This is a genomic window from Shewanella algae, from assembly GCF_009183365.2.
GTDB lineage: Bacteria > Pseudomonadota > Gammaproteobacteria > Enterobacterales > Shewanellaceae > Shewanella > Shewanella algae.
This window is the reverse complement of the sequence record NZ_CP068230.1, coordinates 4,358,194-4,381,958: the sequence shown is the minus strand read 5'-3', so window position 1 is coordinate 4,381,958 and position 23,765 is coordinate 4,358,194. Positions and strand designations below refer to the sequence as shown.

25 protein-coding genes are annotated in these 23,765 nt (G+C 53.1%); 14 read left to right on the top strand and 11 right to left on the bottom strand.

From position 1 onward, the window contains the following. Positions 1 to 56: 56 nt before the first annotated feature. Both purD and purH read right to left on the bottom strand, forming a co-directional pair. A complete protein-coding gene (purD, locus tag E1N14_RS19595; protein WP_025011333.1) occupies positions 57 to 1,352 on the bottom strand; it encodes a phosphoribosylamine--glycine ligase in 1,296 nt (431 codons plus the stop codon). A gap of 134 nt (positions 1,353 to 1,486) precedes the next feature. Then, complete coding sequence (purH, locus tag E1N14_RS19590; RefSeq protein ID WP_028781381.1) at positions 1,487 to 3,076, bottom strand: bifunctional phosphoribosylaminoimidazolecarboxamide formyltransferase/IMP cyclohydrolase; 1,590 nt, start codon at positions 3,074 to 3,076, stop codon at positions 1,487 to 1,489. A gap of 276 nt (positions 3,077 to 3,352) precedes the next feature. Between purH and zntR the strand changes: the two genes are divergently transcribed. Together zntR and E1N14_RS19580 are read left to right on the top strand one after the other, a co-directional pair. Continuing rightward, positions 3,353 to 3,844 carry a Zn(2+)-responsive transcriptional regulator gene (zntR, locus tag E1N14_RS19585; RefSeq protein WP_028781380.1) on the top strand — a complete coding sequence of 164 codons (492 nt, stop codon included), beginning with the start codon at positions 3,353 to 3,355 and terminating at the stop codon, positions 3,842 to 3,844. Then, positions 3,838 to 5,172: an SO_0444 family Cu/Zn efflux transporter gene (locus E1N14_RS19580; protein WP_025011332.1), complete on the top strand. Its 1,335-nt coding sequence runs from the start codon at positions 3,838 to 3,840 to the stop codon at positions 5,170 to 5,172. The genes zntR and E1N14_RS19580 overlap by 7 nt, the downstream gene beginning before the upstream one ends. Positions 5,173 to 5,255: 83 nt before the next feature. On the opposite strand, the gene E1N14_RS22165 is transcribed toward E1N14_RS19580, so the two are convergent. Together E1N14_RS22165 and E1N14_RS19575 are read right to left on the bottom strand one after the other, a co-directional pair. Then, positions 5,256 to 5,387 (bottom strand): hypothetical protein, encoded by a 132-nt coding sequence (locus tag E1N14_RS22165; RefSeq protein WP_096141150.1) that lies wholly within the window; start codon positions 5,385 to 5,387, stop codon positions 5,256 to 5,258. A 428-nt stretch (positions 5,388 to 5,815) separates the two neighbouring features. Continuing rightward, positions 5,816 to 6,703: a DMT family transporter gene (locus E1N14_RS19575; RefSeq protein ID WP_243756802.1), complete on the bottom strand. Its 888-nt coding sequence runs from the start codon at positions 6,701 to 6,703 to the stop codon at positions 5,816 to 5,818. Between the two features lie 137 nt (positions 6,704 to 6,840). On the opposite strand from E1N14_RS19575, the gene E1N14_RS19570 reads away from it, so the two are divergent. After that, positions 6,841 to 7,644, top strand: coding sequence for an AraC family transcriptional regulator (locus E1N14_RS19570; protein WP_025011331.1), 804 nt, complete (start codon positions 6,841 to 6,843; stop codon positions 7,642 to 7,644). Positions 7,645 to 8,275: 631 nt separating this feature from the next. On the opposite strand, the gene E1N14_RS19565 is transcribed toward E1N14_RS19570, so the two are convergent. Together E1N14_RS19565 and E1N14_RS19560 are read right to left on the bottom strand one after the other, a co-directional pair. Beyond that, positions 8,276 to 8,665 (bottom strand): GreA/GreB family elongation factor, encoded by a 390-nt coding sequence (locus tag E1N14_RS19565; RefSeq protein WP_162173448.1) that lies wholly within the window; start codon positions 8,663 to 8,665, stop codon positions 8,276 to 8,278. A gap of 231 nt (positions 8,666 to 8,896) precedes the next feature. After that, positions 8,897 to 9,871: a LysR family transcriptional regulator gene (locus E1N14_RS19560; protein ID WP_062793672.1), complete on the bottom strand. Its 975-nt coding sequence runs from the start codon at positions 9,869 to 9,871 to the stop codon at positions 8,897 to 8,899. 100 nt (positions 9,872 to 9,971) lie between these two features. On the opposite strand from E1N14_RS19560, the gene E1N14_RS19555 reads away from it, so the two are divergent. The 4 genes from E1N14_RS19555 to E1N14_RS19540 all read left to right on the top strand — a co-directional run bounded on the left by E1N14_RS19555 (position 9,972) and on the right by E1N14_RS19540 (position 13,511). After that, the gene (locus tag E1N14_RS19555) at positions 9,972 to 11,021 is read left to right on the top strand and encodes an HlyD family secretion protein (protein ID WP_025011546.1); all 1,050 of its coding nucleotides are present in this window, start codon (positions 9,972 to 9,974) and stop codon (positions 11,019 to 11,021) included. A 13-nt stretch (positions 11,022 to 11,034) separates the two neighbouring features. Further along, entirely contained in the window at positions 11,035 to 12,615 is a 1,581-nt protein-coding gene (locus E1N14_RS19550; protein WP_025011547.1) for a DHA2 family efflux MFS transporter permease subunit, read from the top strand. Between the two features lie 110 nt (positions 12,616 to 12,725). Then, positions 12,726 to 13,193 (top strand): GNAT family N-acetyltransferase, encoded by a 468-nt coding sequence (locus E1N14_RS19545; RefSeq protein WP_025011548.1) that lies wholly within the window; start codon positions 12,726 to 12,728, stop codon positions 13,191 to 13,193. Continuing rightward, the gene (locus E1N14_RS19540; RefSeq protein WP_025011549.1) at positions 13,194 to 13,511 is read left to right on the top strand and encodes a putative quinol monooxygenase; all 318 of its coding nucleotides are present in this window, start codon (positions 13,194 to 13,196) and stop codon (positions 13,509 to 13,511) included. Between the two features lie 58 nt (positions 13,512 to 13,569). Here E1N14_RS19540 and E1N14_RS19535 read toward each other — a convergent pair whose 3' ends face one another. Then, on the bottom strand, positions 13,570 to 13,821 hold the full coding sequence (locus tag E1N14_RS19535) for a hypothetical protein (RefSeq protein ID WP_025011550.1): 252 nt from the start codon (positions 13,819 to 13,821) through the stop codon (positions 13,570 to 13,572). A 206-nt stretch (positions 13,822 to 14,027) separates the two neighbouring features. Between E1N14_RS19535 and E1N14_RS19530 the strand changes: the two genes are divergently transcribed. Further along, a complete protein-coding gene (locus tag E1N14_RS19530; RefSeq protein WP_025011551.1) occupies positions 14,028 to 14,906 on the top strand; it encodes a radical SAM protein in 879 nt (292 codons plus the stop codon). Here the strand turns inward: E1N14_RS19530 and E1N14_RS19525 are convergent, their stop codons facing one another. Beyond that, positions 14,907 to 15,752, bottom strand: a complete 846-nt coding sequence (locus tag E1N14_RS19525; protein WP_025011552.1) for a mechanosensitive ion channel family protein — start codon at positions 15,750 to 15,752, stop codon at positions 14,907 to 14,909. Between the two features lie 123 nt (positions 15,753 to 15,875). On the opposite strand from E1N14_RS19525, the gene E1N14_RS19520 reads away from it, so the two are divergent. Next, positions 15,876 to 16,367: a hypothetical protein gene (locus tag E1N14_RS19520; RefSeq protein ID WP_037437423.1), complete on the top strand. Its 492-nt coding sequence runs from the start codon at positions 15,876 to 15,878 to the stop codon at positions 16,365 to 16,367. 19 nt (positions 16,368 to 16,386) lie between these two features. Here the strand turns inward: E1N14_RS19520 and ygiD are convergent, their stop codons facing one another. After that, entirely contained in the window at positions 16,387 to 17,184 is a 798-nt protein-coding gene (ygiD, locus tag E1N14_RS19515; RefSeq protein ID WP_025011554.1) for a 4,5-DOPA-extradiol-dioxygenase, read from the bottom strand. Between the two features lie 420 nt (positions 17,185 to 17,604). Here ygiD and E1N14_RS19510 point away from each other — a divergent pair, with 420 nt between their 5' ends. Further along, complete coding sequence (locus tag E1N14_RS19510; protein ID WP_025011555.1) at positions 17,605 to 18,780, top strand: type III PLP-dependent enzyme; 1,176 nt, start codon at positions 17,605 to 17,607, stop codon at positions 18,778 to 18,780. Between the two features lie 73 nt (positions 18,781 to 18,853). Here E1N14_RS19510 and E1N14_RS19505 read toward each other — a convergent pair whose 3' ends face one another. Further along, the gene (locus tag E1N14_RS19505) at positions 18,854 to 19,066 is read right to left on the bottom strand and encodes an HP1242/YdcH family protein (RefSeq protein ID WP_025011556.1); all 213 of its coding nucleotides are present in this window, start codon (positions 19,064 to 19,066) and stop codon (positions 18,854 to 18,856) included. Positions 19,067 to 19,373: 307 nt separating this feature from the next. Between E1N14_RS19505 and udp the strand changes: the two genes are divergently transcribed. Continuing rightward, positions 19,374 to 20,132 carry a uridine phosphorylase gene (gene udp / locus E1N14_RS19500; protein ID WP_025011557.1) on the top strand — a complete coding sequence of 253 codons (759 nt, stop codon included), beginning with the start codon at positions 19,374 to 19,376 and terminating at the stop codon, positions 20,130 to 20,132. Between the two features lie 58 nt (positions 20,133 to 20,190). On the opposite strand, the gene E1N14_RS19495 is transcribed toward udp, so the two are convergent. Further along, the gene (locus E1N14_RS19495) at positions 20,191 to 20,943 is read right to left on the bottom strand and encodes an outer membrane protein OmpK (protein WP_025011558.1); all 753 of its coding nucleotides are present in this window, start codon (positions 20,941 to 20,943) and stop codon (positions 20,191 to 20,193) included. 411 nt (positions 20,944 to 21,354) lie between these two features. Here E1N14_RS19495 and E1N14_RS19490 point away from each other — a divergent pair, with 411 nt between their 5' ends. From E1N14_RS19490 to E1N14_RS19480, 3 genes are read left to right on the top strand one after another with little or no spacing between them, the layout of a single operon-like run. Beyond that, positions 21,355 to 21,816 carry an NfeD family protein gene (locus E1N14_RS19490; protein WP_025011559.1) on the top strand — a complete coding sequence of 154 codons (462 nt, stop codon included), beginning with the start codon at positions 21,355 to 21,357 and terminating at the stop codon, positions 21,814 to 21,816. A gap of 22 nt (positions 21,817 to 21,838) precedes the next feature. Beyond that, a complete protein-coding gene (locus E1N14_RS19485) occupies positions 21,839 to 22,765 on the top strand; it encodes an SPFH domain-containing protein (protein ID WP_025011560.1) in 927 nt (308 codons plus the stop codon). Beyond that, positions 22,762 to 23,709: an SPFH domain-containing protein gene (locus E1N14_RS19480; protein ID WP_025011561.1), complete on the top strand. Its 948-nt coding sequence runs from the start codon at positions 22,762 to 22,764 to the stop codon at positions 23,707 to 23,709. The genes E1N14_RS19485 and E1N14_RS19480 overlap by 4 nt, the downstream gene beginning before the upstream one ends. The last annotated feature ends 56 nt before the right edge of the window (positions 23,710 to 23,765 follow it).

Sequence of the window (23,765 nt, the reverse complement as noted above, 5' to 3'; positions counted from 1 at the left end):
GAAAAATCCCGGGCTTTTTTGTTGACTGTTGAGTCTGGCTAACTGAGTGAAAGCCGTTATGCCTGCTCGCGGGCAATGGCGCGATAGCCTATGTCGGTTCTGAAGTAGACATCGTCCCAATGGACTTCATCCACCAAGGCATAAGCGGCCTGTTGGGCCTCGGTCACTGTGTTGCCCAAAGCGGTGGCGCACAATACCCGGCCGCCATTGGTGACTACATGGCCATCGACCATCTTGGTACCGGCGTGGAACACCTTGGCTTCATTATTGCCGAGTGACAGCCCTTCGATAACATCACCCTTGCGGTAATCATCCGGATAACCCCCGGCGGCCATGACCACACCGACGGCGGCACGCTGATCATATTCGGCGCTGACCTTGTCCAGCTCACCACGGCAGGCGGCCAGGCAGAGCTCCACCAGATCCGACTTGAGGCGCATCATGATAGGTTGAGTCTCGGGGTCGCCAAAGCGGCAGTTGTATTCCAGCACCTTGGCGCTGCCATCGGTGGCAACCATCAAGCCGGCATAGAGGAAGCCGGTGTAGACATTGCCTTCGGCGGCCATGCCGTCAACCGTTGGCCGGATAACATTGGCCATGACCCAATCATGCACTGTTTGGGTGACGACCGGCGCCGGGGAGTAAGCACCCATGCCGCCTGTGTTGGGGCCGTTGTCGGCGTTGTCACGGGCCTTGTGATCCTGGCTGGTGGCCATGGGCAGAATATTGTTGCCGTCGACCATCACGATAAAGCTGGCTTCTTCGCCGCGCAGAAACTCTTCCACGACCACTCTGGAGCCGGCTTCGCCGAACTTGTTGCCTGCCAGCATATCATCGATGGCGGCATCGGCCTCGGTTTGATCCTGGGCGATGATCACCCCTTTACCTGCGGCCAGACCATCGGCCTTGATCACCACAGGGAAACCTGTGCGACCGGCAAGTTCGGTAACATAGGCCTTGGCCGGGGCAATTTCAGTGAAGTTCTGGTAGTCGGCGGTTGGGATCCGGTGGCGGGCAAGAAAGTCTTTGGTAAAGGCCTTGGAGCCTTCCAGTTGCGCTGCCGCTTCGGTGGGGCCAAAGATATTCAGGCCTTCGGTGCGGAAGGCATCGACCACTCCCAGTACCAGAGGGGCCTCTGGGCCGACTATGGTGAGGGCTATCTGTTGTTGCTTGGCAAAGGCCAGCAACGCAGGGATATCCGTGGCTTCTATCGCCAGGTTTTCCAGCTTGGGCTCCAGCGCCGTGCCGGCATTCCCCGGAGCAACAAATACGGTTTCCACGGCGGCAGATTGCGCTGCCTTCCAGGCCAGGGCATGTTCACGACCACCACCACCAATCACGAGTACTTGCATCTTCTTATCCTTTTTCGCTTAACGCCTTGCGGGCAGGTTCAGGCCGGGCAGGGCTTTGTTACGGCGAATCGCCGGAGGTCATTCCGGCGATAAGTTCATTGCATCAGTGCAGGCCGGTTTGGGCCTGCTGACTATCAGTGACGGAAGTGGCGCATATTGGTAAATACCATGGCCATTCCATGCTCGTCTGCAGCGGCAATCACCTCTTCATCGCGGATGGAGCCACCGGGTTGAATGATGCAGCTGATACCGGCAGCAGCAGCGGCATCGATACCGTCACGGAAGGGGAAGAAGGCATCGGATGCCATCACTGAACCTTCCACGACCAAGCCTTCATCGGCGGCCTTGATACCGGCGATTTTGGCGCTATAGACCCGGCTCATTTGACCTGCGCCCACCCCTATGGTCATGCCGTCTTTGGCATAAACAATGGCGTTGGACTTAACGAACTTGGCGACCTTCCAACAGAACAGCAGATCTTTGATTTCTTCGGCAGTAGGTTGACGCTTGCTGACCACCTTGAGGTCGGCCTCGGTCACCATGCCCTGATCTCTGTCCTGGATCAGCAGACCACCGTTGACCCGCTTGTAATCCAGGCCCTTGGTCCGGCCTTGCCACTGACCACATTCAAGCAGACGGACATTGGCTTTCTTGGCAACCAGCTCGCGGGCTTGCTCGCTGACCTTAGGAGCGATGATCACTTCAACAAACTGACGCTCGACAATGGCCGCCGCGGTGGCGCCGTCCAGCTCACGGTTGAAGGCGATGATGCCGCCGAAGGCCGAGGTAGGGTCTGTCTTGAAGGCGCGGTTGTAAGCGTCCAGTAGATCGCTGCCCAAGGCGACACCACAGGGGTTGGCGTGCTTGACGATAACGCAGGCGGGTTGCTCAAATTCCTTGACGCATTCCAGTGCGGCGTCGGTGTCGGCGATATTGTTGTAAGACAGCGCCTTACCCTGCAGCTGCACGGCAGTGGCGACCGAGGCTTCGTCTGTGTTGAGGTCAACATAGAAGGCGGCACTCTGGTGGCTGTTCTCGCCGTAACGCAGATCTTGTTTCTTCAGCAACTGAGTGTTGAAGGTGCGCGGGAACTTGGAATCCTGATGACACTCGTCCTTGCTGTGGGCCGGAACCTGAGTGCCGAAGTAGTTGGCTATCATGCCATCATAGGCGGCCGTATGTTCAAAGGCGGCAATGGCCAGATCGAAACGGGTTGCCAGAGTGGTTGAACCCTGGTGGGCCGCCATTTCTGCCAGTACGCGTTGATAGTCAGAGGCGTTAACCACTATGGTGACATCTTTGTGGTTCTTGGCCGCGGCGCGCACCATGGTCGGGCCGCCGATATCGATATTCTCGATGGCATCTTCCAGGGTACAACCCGGCTTGGCAACGGTTTCGGCGAAGGGGTAGAGGTTAACGGCCACCAGGTCAATCGGGCCTATGCCGTTGGCTTCCATGACGGCTTCGTCCTGGCCACGACGGGCGAGAATACCGCCATGCACTTTGGGATGCAGTGTCTTGACCCGGCCATCCATGATCTCTGGGTGACCTGTGTAGTCTGAAACTTCAATGACAGGTACAGCGTTATCCGCCAGCAAGCGGGCGGTGCCTCCGGTGGACAGCAGTTCAACGCCCTGGGCATGCAGCGCTTTGGCGAACTCCAGGATTCCGGTCTTATCAGATACGCTCAAGAGCGCGCGACGTATGGGTCTGGCATTATTCATTTGGGTACAGTATTCCACTTTTTTATATTCAAGGATCTTTCGGAAAACCAGGCAGTGCTGATTTGCATTGTTTTCCAAAAGTCCCTCGAATGGTCCGGGAACCCTCAAGGCGCGCCGTATTTTAACGTAAAACGATTTGCCGCGGTGTTTTTTCTACGCGTTTCACAATATTGCTCTGCGAACAAGCCAAAACCCCGAAGCGGGATAAAAAACACTTGACCTTGGATTAAGCTCTAAGCTTTATACTTGAATAGGAATTATTAGCAGGAACTGCATATGTACAGGATAGGTGAACTGGCCAAGCGCTTTGATATCAAGGCCGATACCCTGAGGTTTTACGAGAAACACGGCCTGCTGGCACCCTCTATGCGCACCGACTCCGGTTACCGGGTCTACAGCGACAGGGACGCTGAGCGGCTGAAGTTTATTCTCAGGGCCAAGGCGGTGGGTTTTACCCTGGGGGAGATAGCCGAGCTTTTGTCCATTGAACTGGATAAGTCCAACCGTGCCTGCAGCGATGTCAAAGGCATGGTGGACGACAAGTTGGATAAGGTGCAACAGAAAATTGCCGAGCTTAACCAGTTCCGCCAGTCTTTGCAGTTACTGTCGGACACTTGCTGTGGCGGCCCTGAAAGTGCCGAGCATTGTTCGATTTTGGAGGCGTTGGAGTCCTGTGACGATGAGCTGTCCCCCAGAGTCGAAACCGGCAAGGGTCACAATCACAGTCATGCCAATAGCCGTGTAAGTAGGGGCGCAAAATCATGTTGATGGATAATTTTATTGAGCTGTTTCTCGAGTCGGCACCCTGGCTGCTATTGGGGCTGGTGCTGGCGGGGCTGCTGAAGGTTTTTGTTCCCATGAGCTGGATGCAAAAACAATTGGGGGGCCATGGCCTCAAGACCACGGTCAAGGCGGCCCTGCTGGGCGCGCCTTTGCCGCTGTGTTCCTGCGGCGTTATCCCGGCCGCCGTTGGCCTGAGACGCAGCGGCGCCTCTAAGGCGGCCACCACCTCTTTTCTGGTATCGACCCCTGAAACCGGTGTCGATTCGGTCACTGTGTCCTATGTTCTGCTCGGCCCCTTTATGGCGATTGTCAGACCTATTGCCGCAGTGTGCAGTGCCATAGTGGCGGGTTTGCTGGTTGGCCGCGATGATGAGCCGGTTTTGCCCTCTGAGGCAGTGAAGAAGAGCGAGCCGGAGAAGGCTCAAGCCAAAACAGTGGCTCAGTTCAAGCCGGTAGCCGCCGCCAACTACAGTCCTCTCAAGACCGCGCCGACACAAGTTCAGAGTTCCTGTTGTGCCACGGCCAAGGTGCAAGAGGCAGACAGCTGCAGTACGGCCAAGGTCAGTACCGCTAAGGCCAGCACCACCGCCGCGTCTTGTTGCTCTTCAGTCAAGGAAGAAGCCTCTCAGTCCTGCTGCTCTCAACCTAAGGTAGAGACGGCTTCATGTTGTTCATCATCGCAATCGGCCTCAAGCTGCTGTGACAGTGACGACATGGCAGCTGAACTCAAGTCGAAGTCTGTCTTGCATAGAGTGTTGGCCGGTCTCAAGTATGCCGCCACGGATCTGGTGCGTGACACCGCCATCTGGTTGCTGGTGGGGTTATTCTTTGCCGCGCTGGTACAGACCTATGTGCCGGGAGACTTCCTGGCCCAATGGGGCGGCGGTATTCTGGCCATGCTGGTGATGGTTCTCATCTCCATCCCCATGTATATCTGTGCCACTGCTTCGACGCCGATAGCGGCAGGTTTGCTGCTGGCCGGGGTTTCCCCGGGCGCCGTGTTGGTGTTTATGCTGGCGGGACCAGCTACCAACATAGCCACCCTAGGCGTAGTCGCCAAAGAGATGGGTAAACGGGCGCTTTACGGCTATCTTGGCGGGGTACTCGGGGTGGCGCTGCTGGCCGGAATGCTGGTGAACCTGCTGGTGGCGAACTTTGGTTTTGAAGTGATGCCGCAGATAGGGGAAGAGCACCAGTTACTGCCACAGGCTGTGGTCAACTGGTCGGGGATTATTCTGGCGCTGCTGATGGCCAAGGTGATTTACGACAAGATCCCCAGGCGTTGGCTGCGGCGGGATTGCTGCTCCGGCTGACACTCCACTGCACAAGGGAAAGGCGCTCGATTGAGCGCCTTTCGTTTTATCTATTGCCAAACTGGGGCTGTGAAGGGAGAGGGTCATTTGCCTTGTTTGATATTCTCCACAGGATTGAGTTTGGCCTGCTTCTTGGCCATTTTGGCGGCCCGCTTCTCCTTGGCAGAGTGCATGGGTTTCTTCTTTTGCTCTTTGCTGTTTCTGTGCTCTTTCATGGTGTTGATTCCATTGATAGCGAAAGCCTGGCTGGGGTTTATCTCCCCGCTTCCTGCAATTTAAGATCCACTTACAGCTGGCATACCGGTCAGTCAGACACCGGCGTGATTCAACCAGTTGGTCGGCCAGGGCCGACTCGGATATTTTACGCCTGTTACCGAAATACTGCTGTCGGCTTCAATAGAATATTTGAGAATAAGTTTTTGTTTTTGAGATGGTATTTGACTAAGGAGCGCGAACAAGTTTTATCTGTGCTCTGCGTCGGCTTGCGTGCCTATATGCAAGGCGTGTTTCGCAGCCAATAGCCCTGGTCCTTTGCGGGAATTTCCTAAGAGTATTTCACTACAAAGTGGCCAGGGCCGTGCGAAAGATTGTGTGAGAGAGTGAGTGAAAGCCTGGGCGAATCAGTCGCTGCCACAACCCTTCTTTAAAGTGCTTCCGCCTTGAGCATGGCTCTTGGGCGTCTGGCACGATACTGCACCAGGCTGACCCCGGTCAGCACCAAGGCACCGCCGACATAGTGAGGGACTCCCAACTGCTCACCCAGTAACGTGGATGCCAGCACGGCGGTGAAGATTGGCATCAGGTTCATAAAGATGGCGGTTCTCTCTGTGCCCAGCAGGGCAATCGCCTTGATCCAGGCCCAGGGCGCCAGAATCGAGGCACAGATAGCGGCATAGGCTATCAAGGGCAGTGAAGCCTGGGTGATGCTGATACTGCTGGCAAAGAGCAGCAGAGGCGACAGCATGAACACGGCGAACAGTATCTGCATATACAGCAGGTCCCAGGTCGGCAGTTGCAGCGACCAGCGTTTTAATAGCACGCCGTAGAGGGCGTAGACCACGGCGGCCAGCAGTAACAAGAGATCGCCGGGTACCACTGAGGTAGACAGCCTGGCCAAGTCGCCTTGGCTGAGCATAAACAGTAAACCGCTGAAAGAGATAAAGGCGCCCAGCAGTGCCAATTTGGAAAGCCTCACCCCGAGCAAAGGCACCGCCAGTAACAGGCTGAGAACCGGCACCAGAGAGGTGATCAATGCCATATTAGTGGCGCTGGTGGTCGCGGCGGCAAAATACGCCAGGCTTTGGTTCAGCACCATTCCCAGGCTTGCCAGCACGGCGAGTTTGCCAAGATGGGGACGGATCATGGCGCGGCGGCGCCAAACCCCGGGGAGCAGCACTGGGGTCAAGAGCAAAAGTGCAAAAGCCCAACGGTAGAAAGAGATGGCTTCCGGCGCTATGACACCGGCGGAAAGTTTATTGACCAGACTATTGCCGGCCCAGATGGCTACGGCCAACAAGGGAAACAGATACAAAACAGGGCTCCTCAGAACTACGGGCAAGGCTCAACAGACAAACCTGGGTTGGATAATACGGGGCAGATTATTCCACGTCTTATGTGATATACATATCTGTTATCAGACAAAGTCAACCCGCCTTCGGACATTTGTATATGGCCAATATCTATCATCCACCTGAGCAGCATCCCGGTGACGGTTCGCAGGTATTCTTCTACTACCAGCAATTTTCACCCGATACGCTGACGCCCATGCACAGTCATGTCTGGGGGCAACTGCAACTGAGCCGCGGCGGTTTGATGGAACTGGTGGCTCAAGGACGGCGCTTTATGTCGTTGTCGCAGTGCGGTATCTGGATCCCGGCCGGAGTAAAGCATGAGAGCTACATGCGCCGCTGCGTGCAGTACAGTTCAATGAATCTGCCACTGGAACTGGCTGCCAGGCTGCCCAAGCATATCTGCCTGCTGGAGTTGAGCCCGATAGCGGAAGCTATTTTGATGGACTTGAACTCAAGAGGTGTAGAGCTGGCACATACACCTGAGGATCAAAGACTGCTAAAGGTGCTGTTGGATCAGCTGAGTCAGGCCAGGGAAGTACAACCCTTTTTACCGGTAACCGACCATCCCATGTTGCAGGCCATAGCTGCCGAGCTGGAAGCCGAGCCTGAGGGCGGGCGCAGTTTTGCCGCCTGGGCCAATACCTTAGGTACCACAGAACGCACTTTGGCGCGCTTGTGCCAGGCAAGGCTTGGAATGAACTATACCGAGTGGCGGCAACGCTATCGCTTTATCCACAGTTTGCAGCTGCTGCGACAAGCGATTTCAGTGAAGGAGGTGGCACTGACGCTGGGTTACCACCAGACTTCGCCTTTCATCAGCCTGTTTCGCAAGTACGCAGGTTGTACACCACAGGCCTACAGGCAACAGCTGGCCCAAGGAAGTGCGCTTGTCTTGCCTTGAAAAAAGGGGCGCCCTAAGGCGCCCAAAAGGTGGCTCGAAACTAAGGAAGGTGCGAACAAGTCCTCGTGGCACTCTCTTTTGTAGAGAGTGGCTTACACAGCAATTGGCGTTCAAGGCATCTGACTGAAGGCATGCCGGGGCCTGTCGAAGTCGGATAACGCAGAGAGCCCGTTGCTGTGAAAGCCCCGAAGGGCGTGGCTTACAGGCCTGCCTGCTGTGTTGTGTTTCTTGCAAAGGACTAGGCCATTTGCTGCGAACCACGCCTTGCATTCAGGCCTGTAAGCCGACGCAGAGCACACATGGGACTTATTTTCACCTTCCCTAAGGAGTAGTTTGGGATTACTCCTGATCTGCGCGTTTTTCGCGTTTTTCCCGTCGTTTTTCTTTCAGGGATTTAGTCGGTTTTTTCTTTGCTTTTTCTTTACTCATGAGCGTATCTCCTCTTCAATGACCTCTCTCTACGCCGCCGCTTTGCCAGAGAGAGGGCTGTTTCCCCTTCGACCGACCGGGAAAGAGGCGGTGGCCGTCGAGGATTAAGCCAAACCCCGGATCATCCTGTCCGGGCCATTCACGGCTGAGTTAAACACTTCAAGGCACTGTCTCCTCTTTTTAAGCGTCAATAAGCATGCAATCAGGCCGGCAGGCAGGGCCTTGGCTGGTTCAGGGACAGGATCTGAAACAGCACAGGGCCACCCGGTACATCCACTTCAATCAGATCATCCAGCGTACATCCGAGCAGGGCCTCACCCAGATCGGACAATACAGAGTAGCGGCCGGAGTCGGGATCATGTTGTTGTGGATAAACCAACTCCACCTCCAGAAACTCGCCGGTTTTCAGGTTTTGCAGACGCGCCTTGGTTCCCGGGTGCACCACACCGCCGCCGGGACAGGGCTGTGCCAGCCTGGCGATCACCGATGCCAGGGTCAGTGGCCTCAACGACACATTGAACGAGTTTTGCAGATAGAGCTGCGATGTTTTGAATGAAAATAGATCTGCCAGTGCAGACAAAGATTTATACACCACCACAACCTCACAGGCTGAAACGGAAAATGAATAGAAAACTTTGCTACTGCCGGATGCGTGGCCGCACCCGGCTTACACTGGAAATGTCAGTGAAGTGCTCTTGAGAGGTAAAGTGTGACTGTACATAATGAGACTCCGCAACATCAATGCAAGTGCAAGCACTTAAAAATAAGGGAAAAAATCTAACTGGCCCTCACCATAGCCCAAGGAGATCGGAAAAGCAAACCCTCATTGGTCACAGCAGATATTGGTCGGGGTCATCTGGGCCAAATTCTCCGGGGGAATGACATAGGGAGGGATGTCCAGTACCAGACTGCCCCAGCGCTGAAATAGCGCCTCATAAAAGTATTCAACAAAGGTGCGGCACTTTCTCGGTAGATAGGCACGCTTGGGGTAGATGAGATTGATGGTGACATGTTCCATGGGAAAGTCCTGCAGTATCGGCAACAAGTCACCCCGTTGCAGCGCATCATGGGCGATCATCATAGGTAGGCTGGCGATCCCAAGGCCATCTATAGCGGCTTCTCTGGCCAGGGTGATATTGTTGACCTGCAAGCGACAGTCGGGGACTATCTCTTGCCACTGCTTGCCATCAAAAATCCGCCAATTGCCATCTATGTAGGGCGATGCCAGGCGTATTCCTCTGTGGTTAAGCAGTTCATCGGGTGTCGTTGGCGTGCCGAACCTCTCTAGATATTCCGGGCTGGCCATCAACACCTTGTGGGCATGTACCAGGCGAAAGTGTTCCAGTCTGGGGTCATCCAATCCCTGGACATGAAACATCACATCGACACCTTCTTCGACCATATCCACCTTGCGGTTGGTCAGCTCGGCTTCTATCTGCATTTGCGGATAGTCTTCCAGAAACCTGGCGATCACAGGACCGAGTGCCTGTTGGCCAAACTCTATCGGGCAAACGATACGCAAATTACCACGGATTGTCTGTTGGCTGGCGCTGAGTTGATCTTCGGCGCTGCGTAAATCTGTGAGTATTTTATTGACTTTGTTGAAGTAAATTGAACCTGCCTCAGTCAGTTTCAGGCTGCGGGTGGTGCGCAACAACAGCTGTACCCCTGTGCTGTGCTCCAACTCGGCTATCTTACGGCTGACGGTCGCTTTGGTGATGCCCATCGCCTTGGCTGCGGCAGTAAAGCTTCCTTTATCAACAACTTGCGCAAAAATCTGTACCCGATTGAGATCCATATTATTGTTACACCTGTGAAACAGTGGGTTGAGTGTATGGCATCTAATAAATCTGCTGAGACAGTTGTAAAATACCACTCCAAAATTCAGGAGTCTAATTATGTTGAAGCCCAAGATGCTGATTGGGGGATCTGTGCTGCTGGTGGCCATCTTGGGCGGCGGTTGGTACTGGTATCAGCAACTCAGATTTATCGAAACCACAGACAACGCTTATGTTGAAACCGACATTTCTCACCTGAGTGTAAAGGTGCCGGGTTATGTGGTTAAAACCGATATTACAGACAACCAGCACGTAGAAGCAGGGCAGTTGTTGGCACAACTTGAAGACAGCCAGTATCAGGCCAAGTTGTCGCAGGAGCAGGCGGCACTGGACAGTGCCAGAGCCGAATTGACCACTTTGGCTGCCAAGGTCGATCTGCAGCAGGCATTGATCACTCAGGCCAAGGCAGGAGTGGTCGCCGCCGAGTCAGATTTGCATCGTGCCCGTCAGCAGTTGGAGCGCTCCGAAAAACTCAGACAGAAAAATTACAGTTCCCAGGATGATGTGGATCAGCTGACGGCCGCTGCCGATTCTGCCGCGGCTCGTCTGGATGAAGCCAAAGCCGCACTCAATGCCAAAGAGCGGGAACTGGCAGTGTTTAATGCCCAATTAACCCAGGCCGAGGCCAAGAGTCAGGAAGCGGGTGCCAGTTTGGAACTGGCTAAAATTCAACTGGCTGATACTCAGGTGCGGGCTCCATTTTCTGGAGTTGTGGGCAAACGCGGCGCCATGGTGGGGCAATACGTCCAGCCGGGGCAGTCGCTGTTCAGTTTGGTGCCGGATGGGGCCGTATGGATCACGGCGAACTTCAAAGAGACCCAGATCCAGCATATGCAGCCCGGTCAGCCGGTGCAGGTAAAGCTCGATGCGTTTCCCGACAAAACCTTTACTGGTGTTATCGATAGCCTGTCACCGGCCTCCGGCGCCAAATTCAGTCTGTTACCGGCGGAAAATGCCACGGGTAACTTTACCAAGATAGTTCAGAGGATCCCGGTAAGGATCCGCCTGCAGTTGGCAGAAGAAGATGCCAGAGTGATGCCCGGACTCAGTGCCGTTGTCAGTGTTGATACCGAGACCGGTGGCCCCCTTGATGCCATCGCCCGCCGCTGAAGCTTGAACTCAGATGACTCAAGTTGCAATCACAGCAGCCACTGCCGCGTCGCAGGATGACAGCTATGGACCCGGCTCACGCCGCGCCTGGATAGCCGTATTCGGCGGCCTGATTGGCGCCTTTATGGCGATTCTGGATATTCAGATCACCAATGCGTCGATGAAGGAGATCCAGGGTAGTCTGGGGGCCACGTTGGAAGAGGGATCCTGGATCTCGACTGCCTATCTGGTGGCCGAGATGATAGCTATTCCCCTGTCCGGCTGGTTGAGCACAGGTCTGTCGGTGCGGCGCTATCTGCTTTGGAACGCGCTGGCCTTTATTGTGGCTTCGCTGCTCTGTTCATTTGCCTGGAATTTGGAGGCGATGATCGCCTTTCGGGCACTGCAGGGCTTCTTTGGTGGCGCCCTTATTCCCCTGGCGTTTCGCTTGATTCTCGAATGCTTGCCCACTGAAAAACGCGCCGTCGGTATGGCATTGTTTGGGGTAACGGCAACTTTTGCGCCTTCCATTGGCCCCACTCTGGGCGGCTGGTTGACCGAACACCTCAGCTGGCACTATCTGTTTTACATTAATCTTCCCCCTGGCTTGGTAGTGATGGCCATGTTGGCTTACGGTTTGGAGAAGAAGCCGATTCTCTGGGACAAACTCAGCAACGCCGACTATTCAGGGATAGTGACTATGGCGCTGGGGATGGGATGCCTGGAAGTGGTGTTGGAGGAGGGTAATCGCAAGGATTGGTTTGGCTCGGATCTGATCCGTAATCTGGCCATCATAGCGGCAATCAATATCTGCCTGTTTATCTGGATTCAGCTGCGCAAGTCTGCACCTTTGGTGAATTTAAGGCTTCTTGGGCAGAGAGACTTTGCTATTTCTACCTTAGCCTATTTCCTATTGGGGGCGGCGCTGTTTGGTGCCATCTATATGATCCCGCTGTTTCTGTCGCAGCTACATGACTACAGCCCGTTGGAAATCGGTGAGGTCATTATGTGGATGGGATTTCCACAGCTCCTGGTGTTGCCACTGGTGCCGAGACTAATGCAGAAAGTTGACGGCCGTTACCTGGCGGCGTTCGGTTTTGCCATGTTGGCGCTCAGCTATTACATGAACAGCCATATGACCATGGATTATGCCGGACCGCAAATGATAGCGTCGCAGGTGGTTCGAGCCTTGGGACAGCCCTTTATCATGGTGCCGATTGGGATCCTGGCGACAATGCATCTCAAGCCTGAGCAAACGCCATCTGCGTCGACCGTGCTCAATGTCGTGCGCAACCTGGGCGGCGCCTTTGGGATTGCGCTGGTGGCGACTCTGACAGACAACCTTTCCAGAATGCATCTGGCGCATATCAAGGAAACCGTGCCCGCCGTGAGTGCCGGAGCCTATGAGGCGCTCAACGCCAACGCGGCGCTGTTGCAGGCAGCCGGCTCAGATCCGGTCACGGCTTCGGCACAAGCCAAGGCCTTATTAGCGCAGACCATGACCCAACAAGCCTATGTACAGGCCTACAACGATGTGTTTTTTATCATGGGCTGCCTGTTGGTTCTTGCCGTGGTGGCCGTGCTGTCTATCCGTAAGGCAGCACCTCAGGCGTAATCCGAAACATTTTCTTCATACCCTTTGGCCCGCCCTGTTGCGGGCATTTTTTTGCGCCGAATTTCAGACTGGTGTAGGCTGAGTTCCCGATAAATAACAGAGTACTATCCGTGCAGTGGCAATTATTACCCTTTGCTGAGTTAACCTTGGACACCCTCTATGAATTGATGAAACTCAGGGTGGATATCTTTGTGGTAGAGCAAAATTGTCCCTACCCAGAGTTGGATGAAAAAGACAGAGCGGCTGGGGCCATGCACCTGCTTGGCCGCAGCAGTTCCGGGGAGCTGTTGGCCTATGCCAGGCTGCTGCCTGCCGGGGTCAGTTATTCCCAGGTCAGTATCGGCCGGGTGGCCGTTGCGGCCAAGGCCCGAGGTGGTGGCCGTGCCAGACAGCTGATGCAGGAAGCGATTGGCGGCTGCCATAAGCTGTGGCCCGCTGAAGATATCAAGATTGGTGCGCAGGAGTATCTGCGGGCGTTTTATCAGAGTTTGGGGTTTGAAGCGGTTTCAGAGGTCTATCTGGAAGATGGCATTCCCCATCTGGATATGTTGTTGCACTCTCAAAAGAAGGACACTTGAATGTCGTTATATCGTATAAACCAGCGTCAAATCGTTTGTGTGGCCAGCTTTCTGGCCAAGCCGGGTAAGGAGCAGGCCTTGATTGAGGCTCTGGGAGCGCTGATCCCGGACACCCGCAAGGAGGATGGCTGCATTCGCTACGAACTGAATCAGAGTCGCGATGAGCCGCGCAGAATCACTTTCGTTGAGAAGTTTGTCGACATCGAATCTTTCGACCAGCACTGCGCCAAAGACGCCATCCAGCACTATTTCCATCAGCAGATGCCTGAGCTGGTAGAGTCCCATCATGTAGAGACTTATCAGGAAATCATCGTCTGATATTTCTGGTATGAGTTGAAAACAGCTGCAACTAAAAATGCCCCGTTAGGGGCATTTTTCAGGCTCGGAGACGAATGTCCGGCTGCAGGTCCAGCTCACCTGCCGAGGAGATGGTCGCCAGCTGCGCATGCTGAGCTATGATGGCCAAGGGGCCACTGAGCAGGTTACGTACAAACAGCAAGCGATAACCATATCCCTGTAAGCGATAGAAGGCGAGTTGTTGCTCGGCAGTCATGGCATGCCAATGAATGCTATTGCTGACCTGGTCGGCATCCGGCTTTCGTCTGTCAGGTACTTGTGTGGCGATCATAGTGACTCTTACCCCAGGTTGGCACTCGCGGACTATAAGGCGCTGCAGTTGTTACGTATTCGGCTAATATAACAGGCTTGCACGGGGTAAAATATGACTTTGGGCAAAAAATATGCAAATTAGTGTTTTGGGATTAGCATCAGGGCTTAAGCCTGCCGCCTCCGACAACAGGGGCAAAATCGATTGAGTCATAAACAAGGAGCAGCATGTTGTCATATATTGAACCTGTGTTTCGGCCGCCATCGGAGTGGAAATCTCTCATACTGCAGGTGACCAATGGTTGCAGCTGGAATCGCTGCGCCTTTTGCGACATGTATACCCAGGAGCAGAAGCGCTTCAGGGCGTTCAAGTTGGAAAAGGTGGAAGCAGACCTGCGCCGGGTAGCGGCTTCCGGCGCCGAGGTGAACCGGGTGTTTCTGGCCGATGGTGATGCCATGACCCTGCCGTTTGCCAGGCTTGAACAGATTTGTGAGCTTATTCATCACTACTTGCCCAATGTCAGTCGCATCAGTAGCTATTGTTTGCCGCGCAACCTAGACAACAAGAGTGTGGAGCAGTTGCAGCTATTGCGGCAACTCAAGTTGTCCTTGCTGTACGTCGGTTGCGAGAGTGGTGATGATCAGGTGCTGACCCGTATCGGCAAGGGTGAGAGTTACGCCTCCTCGCTGGCGGCGCTGGAGAAAATTCGTGCCGCCGGAATAAAGTCATCTGTGATGATACTCAATGGTCTGGGTGGCGTGGCTTTATCGAAGCAACACGCACTTAATTCGGCGCGACTGATGAATGCGGCGCAGCCGGATTATCTCAGCACCCTGGTGGTGACTCTGCCACTTGGCAAGGAAAGAATGGATAGTGCGTTTGATGGCGACTTTCAAATGCCGGACCAAAGACAACTGTTGCAGGAGATGCGTTATTTGCTGCAGGCGCTGGAGTTAGAGCAGACCATTTTCCGCTCGGATCATGCTTCCAATTACTTGGTGTTGAAAGGCATACTTGGGCGGGACAAGACCAGGTTGTTGGCGACGGTTGAGGAGGCGCTCGCAGGACGCTTCGCCCTGCGAGCCGAGTGGCAAAGAGGCTTGTGATCAGTCCTCTTGCCGCTCAGTGATCCTTATGTCCCGTGCCGGGCAAGGGATCTGGATCCCTGCTTGTTGCAGACCTTGCCAGATTTGCAGATTTATTTGGTACTTATCCTGAAAATAGCTGGCGGTTGGGACCCAATAGCGCACACCTATATCTATGCCTGTGCTGTTGAAACCATTGATACCCACCTGTGATGGGGAGTTGGCATCGACACTGGGATGGCTGCCGAGCACCGCCTGAGCTATGGCTATCGCCTGCTGGGGATCGGCTTTATAGTCGATGTTGAAGTGGGTTTCTACCAATTTGTTGGCAAAGGAGTTGTGCAGTATCTCGCCGATAATGTGTTTGTTGGGAATACTGATCTGCTCGCCCTCCTCGTTGGTGAGTATGGTCAGCCCCAGGCGAATATCCTTCACCAGGCCTGTGACTCCTTTGACCGTGATGGTATTGCCCACGATAAAGGGACGGGTGACTATAATGGTCACCCCGGCGGCATAGTTGGACAGCATGCCCTGAATTGCCAAACCGGCGCCCAGTGACGCGGCACCTATGGCTGCCACCATGGGGGTGACGCTGATCCCCAGTTTGCCCAAGGCGATGATGGCAATCATTATGATGATCAGTATCCGCACCAAATGAGTGACAAAAGTGGCCAGAGTGACGTCGACATTGTGTTTTTCCAACTGGCGGCTGACTGTGTTGGCTACCTTGGCGGCCAGCCACAGTCCCAGCAGAAAGATGATCAGTGCTCCCAAGAGTTGGAAGCTGTATTTCACCAAAAACTCGGTTATCAGATCATAGACATTTTGCAGCTGTGCCAACTCCAGCTCCAACCCGGTATTCTTCATTGCTTGGCTCCTTTCCTGAAATGCCGCAAGATATGGAAACAATATTCCTGAGTCATGTCACTCACTTGTATTCAATAACAGGGTATTCTGCCTCTTTGTTGTGGCAAATTAAAAGGGAACTATATGAGGTCTTTTGCAATACTGCTCTCTCTGTGTCTGACCATGCTGGCCAGCCCTATGATCCAGGCTTCCGAATATGCCGTGGGTGACACGCTGAAACCGATTTCACTGCAGGATCAGCATGAAGCCGCCATGGTGTTGGACACTTCAGCCAAGTATCTATTGTTTGGCCGCAGCATGAAAGGTGGTGAGATCATCAAAACCGCACTCGAAGGCCGCGATAACCAGGCGTTGCAGCAGGCGGGTATCTTTTATCTGGCCGATATCAGCGGTATGCCATCCTTGATTGCCAAATTTGTTGCCATCCCACAGATGCGGGATCTGAGTTTCAGTATTGCCCTGGACAAAGAGGGTGAGATCAGCAAATTACTGCCCGCCGCCAAGGATGCCGCCAGCCTGATCTCTCTGGACCAGTTGACCATCACCAAACTGCAATACTTTGATGACGCCGAAGCCCTGAAGCAGGCTCTCAAAGACGCCGGGCTGCAAGACTGAGCCCTTCGCAGCTCAAGCCTCAGCCGAGCTGCAGACTCAACATACTGATAGCCCCCATCTCCAGGCTGTTGTTGAACAGCAGCCTGCGCTCTCCCGGGAAGGCGCTTCCCAACAAATAAAACAGTGGCTGCAGATGCTCATCTGTTGGATGACACAGCTCGGCCGTGCCGGTATCGACCAAAGTTTTGTAGTCCAGCAGCGCCTGATCTTCTTCAGCTATTAAACCCTCGGTAACCGCCTGGTTAAACCGGGATGCCCAAGGCAATGGTGGGCTGCCTGGTGCCAAGGCGCGCAGATTGTGGACCACATTGCCTGAACCTATGATCAGTACGCCTTGCTCGCGCCAGCGCCTTAACTCGCGTCCAACTTGGAACTGCTGCTGCGCTCTGAGGTTTTGATCCAGACTCAATTGAAATACCGGAATATCGGCCTCGGGATAAAGGTGGACCAAGGCCGACCAACTGCCATGATCCAACCCTTGCGAGTCGATACGAGTGACAGGAATGCTCAGACTGGCAGCAATCTGCTCCGCCAACTCCGCCAACTCCGCCAACTCCGGCGCGCCGGCGGCCGGGTACTGCATGGCAAAGAGCTCGGCGGGAAAACCGCCGAAATCATGTATGGTTTGCGGCCGGCTTGCAGTGGAAATTGCGGTGCCCCGTGTCAGCCAATGGGCCGAAATTAACAATATCGCTCTGGGCCTGGGAAGTGTTTGTCCCAGCTCTTGCCACTGCTTTGTGGTGGTGTTGTTTTGCAAGGCGTTCATCGGGCTGCCATGGCCCAGAAACAGCGCCGGCATTATCTGTGTCGCGGACATAGAGTCTCCAAATCAGCGGTAGGATGCAGTATGCAGTTCCTGACATATCTGCATTCAGCTTACCCGGATGCTCGATTGAAAATAATCGCAAAATACTCGCCATACTCTTCCATTAAATCGAATATCCCCTGCTCTCTTGCTTGCCGCTATGCTTTAGGTAGTTCCAGTAGCCGTTTGCTTTGAAGCGCCTTCAAGCGAGCAGCAATCATGGTTTGTATTTGAGGGTGAAAGTAGTAATTGCATGATTCTTAATGCTTTTATTTTGTAGTCGCTGCGACTTGGATTTGTGGAATAAAAAATTGATTTTAATGTATAAAAATTCATTGCATGAGGGGCGGAAATAGCGTTTACTGCGCTGGATTTTAACCCGCTTCGGCGAGGCTGTTCGCCGCACTTGAATGTCGAGGAGACACAGGGCTAATGAGCCAATTTCAATCTATTGATGTTGCTGATTACTATGACAATGAAACCTTTGAGCGTATCAAAGCTTTTGCCAGTGATAAGGTGACACCTTTTGTGGTGATAGATACCAAGATCATCGCGAAACAGTATGATGGTATGGTACAGAGCTTTCCCTTTGCCAGCGTTTATTATGCAGTGAAGGCCAACCCGGCACCTGAGATCCTCAGCTTGCTGCGAGATAAGGGGGCCAATTTTGACATAGCTTCCATCTATGAGCTGGATATGGTGATGGAGTTGGGTGTTTCCCCTGAGCGGATAAGCTATGGCAACACCATTAAAAAACGCAAGGATGTCAGAGCCTTCTACCAGCGTGGCGTGACTATGTTTGCCTCCGACTCAGAGGCCGATCTGCGGATGATTGCCGAAGAAGCCCCTGGGGCCAAGGTCTATGTGCGGATCCTTACCGAAGGTACAGAAACCGCCGATTGGCCGTTGTCGCGTAAGTTCGGCTGTCAGAACGAGATGGCCTATGAGCTTTTGGTGCTGGCCAAGGAGTTGGGGTTAAAGCCCTACGGCTTGTCGTTCCACGTGGGTTCACAGCAGCGGGACATAGGAGCTTGGGATGCGGCAATCGGTAAGGTTAAGGTGATCTTTGACAGGCTCAAAGAGGAACATGGCATAGTGCTGGAGATGATCAATATGGGCGGCGGCTTTCCGGCCAACTATATCGACAAGACCAATAGTCTCACCACTTACGCCGAGCAGATCATTCACTTCCTCAAAGAGGATTTTGGTGAGCAGTTGCCCAAGATAGTGCTGGAACCCGGGCGCTCCTTGATTGCCAATGCCGGTGTGCTGGTCTCTGAGGTGGTATTGATCAGCCGCAAGTCCAACACGGCACTGGAGCGCTGGGTATTTACCGATGTCGGTAAGTTTTCCGGGCTGATTGAGACTATGGACGAAGCGATTAAGTTTCCGATTTACACCGAGGCTCAAGGGGAGCTGCAACCTTGCGTTATTGCCGGGCCTACCTGTGATAGCGCCGATATCATGTATGAACAGTACAGTTACGGTTTGCCAGAGGATCTGGCCATAGGTGACAGGCTCTATTGGTTGACCACAGGCGCTTATACCACCACATATTCGGCGGTGTGCTTCAATGGTTTCCCACCCTTGCAAGACTACTATTTGTAATCTCGGCCAAGAGTGAGGTTTTTGCTGAGATTGATTTAAACAGGGCGCCAAGTGGCGCCCTGTCTGTTTTGGATTAACCGTTAGCTTTGAGAATGTCGTAAAGCTGTTCTTTCAGCTCCAGTTTGCGCTTTTTCATCTCTTTGACTTCTTGGGTATATTCACTGGAAAGCTGCTGCTCCTTATTCTTTATCTCTTTATCCAGCAGATTGTGTTCATCAAAAAGCTTCTGAAAATGGCTATCGCTGCTCTTGAGATTGGTGATCAGATCGCGGTATTCCGGAAACATTGGCGCACTCCTGTTGGCTGGGGGATTATTGTTAACCCTAACCTGTTTGGGATGACGAATATGTGACCTTGATCAATGGAAAGATTAACCGTTTGGTGGAGGTGAGTGAGGCCTTTTACTGCTATGCTTTCGAACAATCTGTTGTAAAACCAGTCAGACAATCGTAGCAAACTTGGTAACTCTGTTACGGCTGATTATTTAATTATTGCCGTAAAATCTGTGATCAAGTTAATCTTATCCGCTTCCATACTGGGATAGAGTCTCGGTAAGACGAATTTTATAATCAAAATTGAAAGGGGTTTTCACTATGGCTGATGTATTTCACTTGGGTTTGACCAAGCAGATGTTGGATGGCGCCACACTGGCTATCGTGCCTGGCGATCCTGAACGAGTTAAACGTATCGCTGAACTGATGGACAAGCCGACTTTCCTGGCCAGCCATCGTGAGTACACCAGCTATCTGGCTTATCTTGATGGTAAGCCGGTAGTGATTTGCTCTACCGGTATTGGTGGTCCTTCGACCTCTATCGCAGTGGAAGAGCTGGCGCAACTGGGGGTTAATACTTTCTTGCGTGTTGGCACCACAGGTGCGATTCAGCCCCACGTGAATGTCGGGGATGTGATTGTGACTCAGGCTTCTGTACGTCTCGATGGTGCCAGTTTGCACTTTGCGCCAATGGAGTTCCCTGCGGTGGCTAACTTCGAATGTACCACTGCCATGGTTGCCGCCTGTCGTGATGCCGGTATTGAACCACACATTGGGGTTACTGCCTCATCTGATACCTTCTACCCGGGTCAGGAACGCTATGATACCGTTAGTGGCCGGGTAACCCGCCGTTTTGCCGGTTCAATGAAAGAGTGGCAGGAAATGGGCGTACTCAATTATGAAATGGAGTCTGCGACTCTGTTCACCATGTGTGCCTCTCAAGGCTGGCGCGCCGCTTGTGTCGCCGGTGTGATTGTCAACCGTACCCAGCAAGAGATCCCCAATGAGGCAACAATGAAACAAACTGAAGTCAGTGCGGTTTCCATTGTGGTCAACGCCGCCAGAAAACTGCTGGCCTGATTAGGTAAAAATGGAAAAGGCGCTCACTGAGCGCCTTTTTAATGAACCATGACCCGGCTCAGAAATGATATTGAGCTATCACCGAATAGGTGTTCTGGTCGACACCGTCCACACCATACTTGTTCTGCCAGTAATCATACTCGATACCTACCAGAAACTTATCCTTCTTGGCTTCGCCAAAAAGCACTGCGCCCAGGTCGTATTTGATCTGGGGGTTGATATGGATATTTTCTTTATAGCCGTCTTCATCGGCGGCAAATACCCAGTCGATAAAGCCATCGAAGACAATCTTGCTGTTGCCCACGGGAATGTCCATGCGGAACACTGGAGTCAACTGCCAGCCATCGCTGATATTGGCGCTGTTTTGGGCATCACGGCGATAGGTGTTCAGCTGGAAATAGGTGAAGTAGGGCAGCTTGAGGTCCATACCTATACCGTAGAGCAGTGTTTCCACCGGGCCTTCGCCCTCTTCGAGTGTCAGCGCCAGTGACAGATCTGTCACTGGGCCAAAACCCACAGGTTTGCCGAGAATTTTACCGGCGCTGAAGCGAGTAGAGATCTCGCCATAGGTGGTGCTGTCCTTACCGCCATTGTGGCCGTTGAAATTGATAAAGTCTTGAAACACAAACCAATCGCCGTATTTCCAACCGCCGGCGGTTTCCAGGGTAAAAGTGGTTTGCTTATCCGATGGTGCCAGGTCGTAATCCTGGCCATAGAGCGCAGTGATATTGACATCCCACCATTGCACCAGAGGTTCGCTGAATGCTTGAGGTGAGAGTAACAGAGCTGCGCACAGGCAGATTTTTTTCATCTTAGAGTATCCCTTTGGTAGAGTCAGAAGCAGTTTGCTGTTGTGCCGGCGGCTATCTGTTGGCAAAACGTTTTACCAAGGCTGAATTCTGTGATTCGATTGCCGGTCAAAAAGCCATGGCAATATAGGGAAAAACGGCGTCGGACTCAAAGCTTTTTTAACCTGTTGAAACGGTCGTTGAATAATGACATTTTTTGATTTAATTCAATTGATTGGAAAGGTAAATCAAATAATTTCCAACAGCTTTGACTCACAAAGATGTAAAGAAAAGTTGAATTTTGTGAGCTGAAAGTCATTTGGTCAGCGAATCCTGAAGGTATCAATTGATTCAAGTTGACATATTATGTCGCCAAGGGATGCAACTGCTGATATAGTGCCAAGATGGACACTTGATTTCTGGGGGAGGGATATATGGCGTCTTCGGATCCCATGCTTTATTGGGCCTTAATCGGTATAGTGCTGATGCTGGCTGAACTGATACTGCCTGGCGGGATAGTGGTATTTCTCGGTGCAGCCTGTTTATTGGTAGCCGGGGCTATCTGGGTGGGTTTGGTCGAGGGCTGGGCACAAAGCCTGACCCTGTGGTTTATCTCCTCAATCGTCTTGCTGTTGAGCTTCAGGCAACTGACTCAACGTTTGGTGGGAGGCGACTCTCACATTGGCAATACCGACGAGGAGCTGGATCTGTTTAATCTGCCGGCCCGGGTCAAGGAAACCATTGGGCCGGGTGAAAAAACCGGTCGCATCGAATTTCAGGGGGCGGATTGGCCCGCACTGGGAGACGGCTCGGAGATCCCGGTCGGCACCAGAGTGAAGGTTATCTGTCGCGATAATATTGCTCTGGTAGTGGAACCACTCGACGACTCTGAATAATCAATCAAGCAGGAAGGACTCTATGTTTGCATTTACCATTTTTATACTTTTTGTTCTGTTCATTCTCTATAAGCTGATGTTGATTGTGCCCATGCGTGAGGTGCATGTCATTGAACGTCTGGGGAAATTCCGTACTGTACTGCAGCCGGGCTTTCACTTTTTAATTCCCTTCTTCGATCGAGTCGCTTATCGACACGATACCCGTGAGCAGGTGCTTGATGTACCGCCGCAGAGCTGTATTTCCAAGGATAATATCCAGCTGGAAGTCGACGGCCTGGTTTATCTAAAGGTGATGGACGGCAAGCTGGCCAGCTATGGTATTGAAGATTATCGTCTGGCGGCGGTAAACCTGGCACAAACCACAATGCGTTCCGAGATAGGTAAACTGACTCTGAGCCAGACCTTTTCCGAGCGTGATGCGCTCAACGAGGCGATTGTCCGCGAAATCGACAAGGCGTCCGATCCCTGGGGGATCAAGATGCTCAGATATGAGATCAAAAATATCAGCCCATCCAGGCATGTGATCCACACCCTGGAGAAGCAGATGGAAGCCGAGCGCCGCAAGCGCGCCGAAATCACCCTGGCCAGCGCCGAGAAAGAGGCGATGATCAACCTGTCTCAGGGTGAGCGTCAGGAAGCGATTAACATCTCAGAGGGCCAGAAACAGAAGCGCATCAATGAGGCTCAGGGTACGGCGCAGGAGATTGCGATTGTTGCCAACGCCCAGGCCGAGAGTATGGCCATGGTTGCCAAGGCGCTGGCGGTCAACGGCGGTAATGAGGCGATGAACATGCAGCTGAAGGAACAGTTTATCGAACAGGTCGGTGAGATATTGCAGAAGGCAGATATCTCTGTGGTTCCTACTGAACTGGCAAAGATGGAAGGTTTTTTCGAGGGTATTCAGCAAGTCAGCAATACTGCTGCCGGTAGCAAAGGAGCGCGCAAATGAATCTGGGACAGATAGATACCGACATGATAGTACTGGGGATCTGGGGGCTTATCTTCCTGATCTTTATCGTCAAGCTGTTTCAGTCGATTCGCTTGGTGCCAACTAAATCTGCCTATATCGTGGAGCGCTTGGGTAAATACCATATGACTCTGGATGCCGGCTTCCACGCTTTGTTGCCTTTTATCGATAAGGTCGCCTATATCCATGACCTTAAAGAAGAAACCATAGATGTGCCACCTCAGGAGTGCTTCTCCAGTGACGAGGTGAATGTCGAGGTGGATGGGGTTATCTATATTTCTGTGGTGGATCCGGTCAAGGCCAGCTACGGGGTAACCGATTATCGCTATGCGGCCATTCAACTGGCGCAGACAACCACCCGCTCTGTGATAGGCACTCTGGAGCTGGACCGCACCTTTGAAGAGCGCGACTTGATTAGTGCCAAGGTGGTAGAGGTACTGGATCAGGCCGGCGCCTCCTGGGGTATTCGGGTGCATAGATATGAGATCAAGAATATTACTCCGCCGGAAACCGTGAAAAACGCCATGGAGATGCAGGTCAATGCCGAGCGTGAACGCCGGGCATTGCTGGCCAAGAGCGAAGGTGATAAGCAGAGCAAGATCAATCGTTCCGAGGGTTTGAAGCAGGAGATGATCAACCACTCAGAGGGTGAGATGCAACGCCGAATCAACGAGGCCGAAGGTAAGGCCGAGGAGATACTGGCGATTGCCCGCGCTACTGCAGATTCGATAGAGAAGTTGGCCGAAGTTATCGCTGCGCCCGGTGGCAAAAACGCGCTGCGGATGCAACTGGGTGAGCAGTATCTGGCGCAGCTCAGCGGTCTGAGTAAGCCTGGCAGCAAGATAGTCCTGCCGGGGAATATGGTGGACTTTGAATCCTGGATGGCCTCAATTGGGCTGACGGAAGAGAAGGCTCCTGACGCTTGATAAGCTAATTGGATCAAAAAAGCCGCTCTTGGAGCGGCTTTTTTTATGGTTTACTA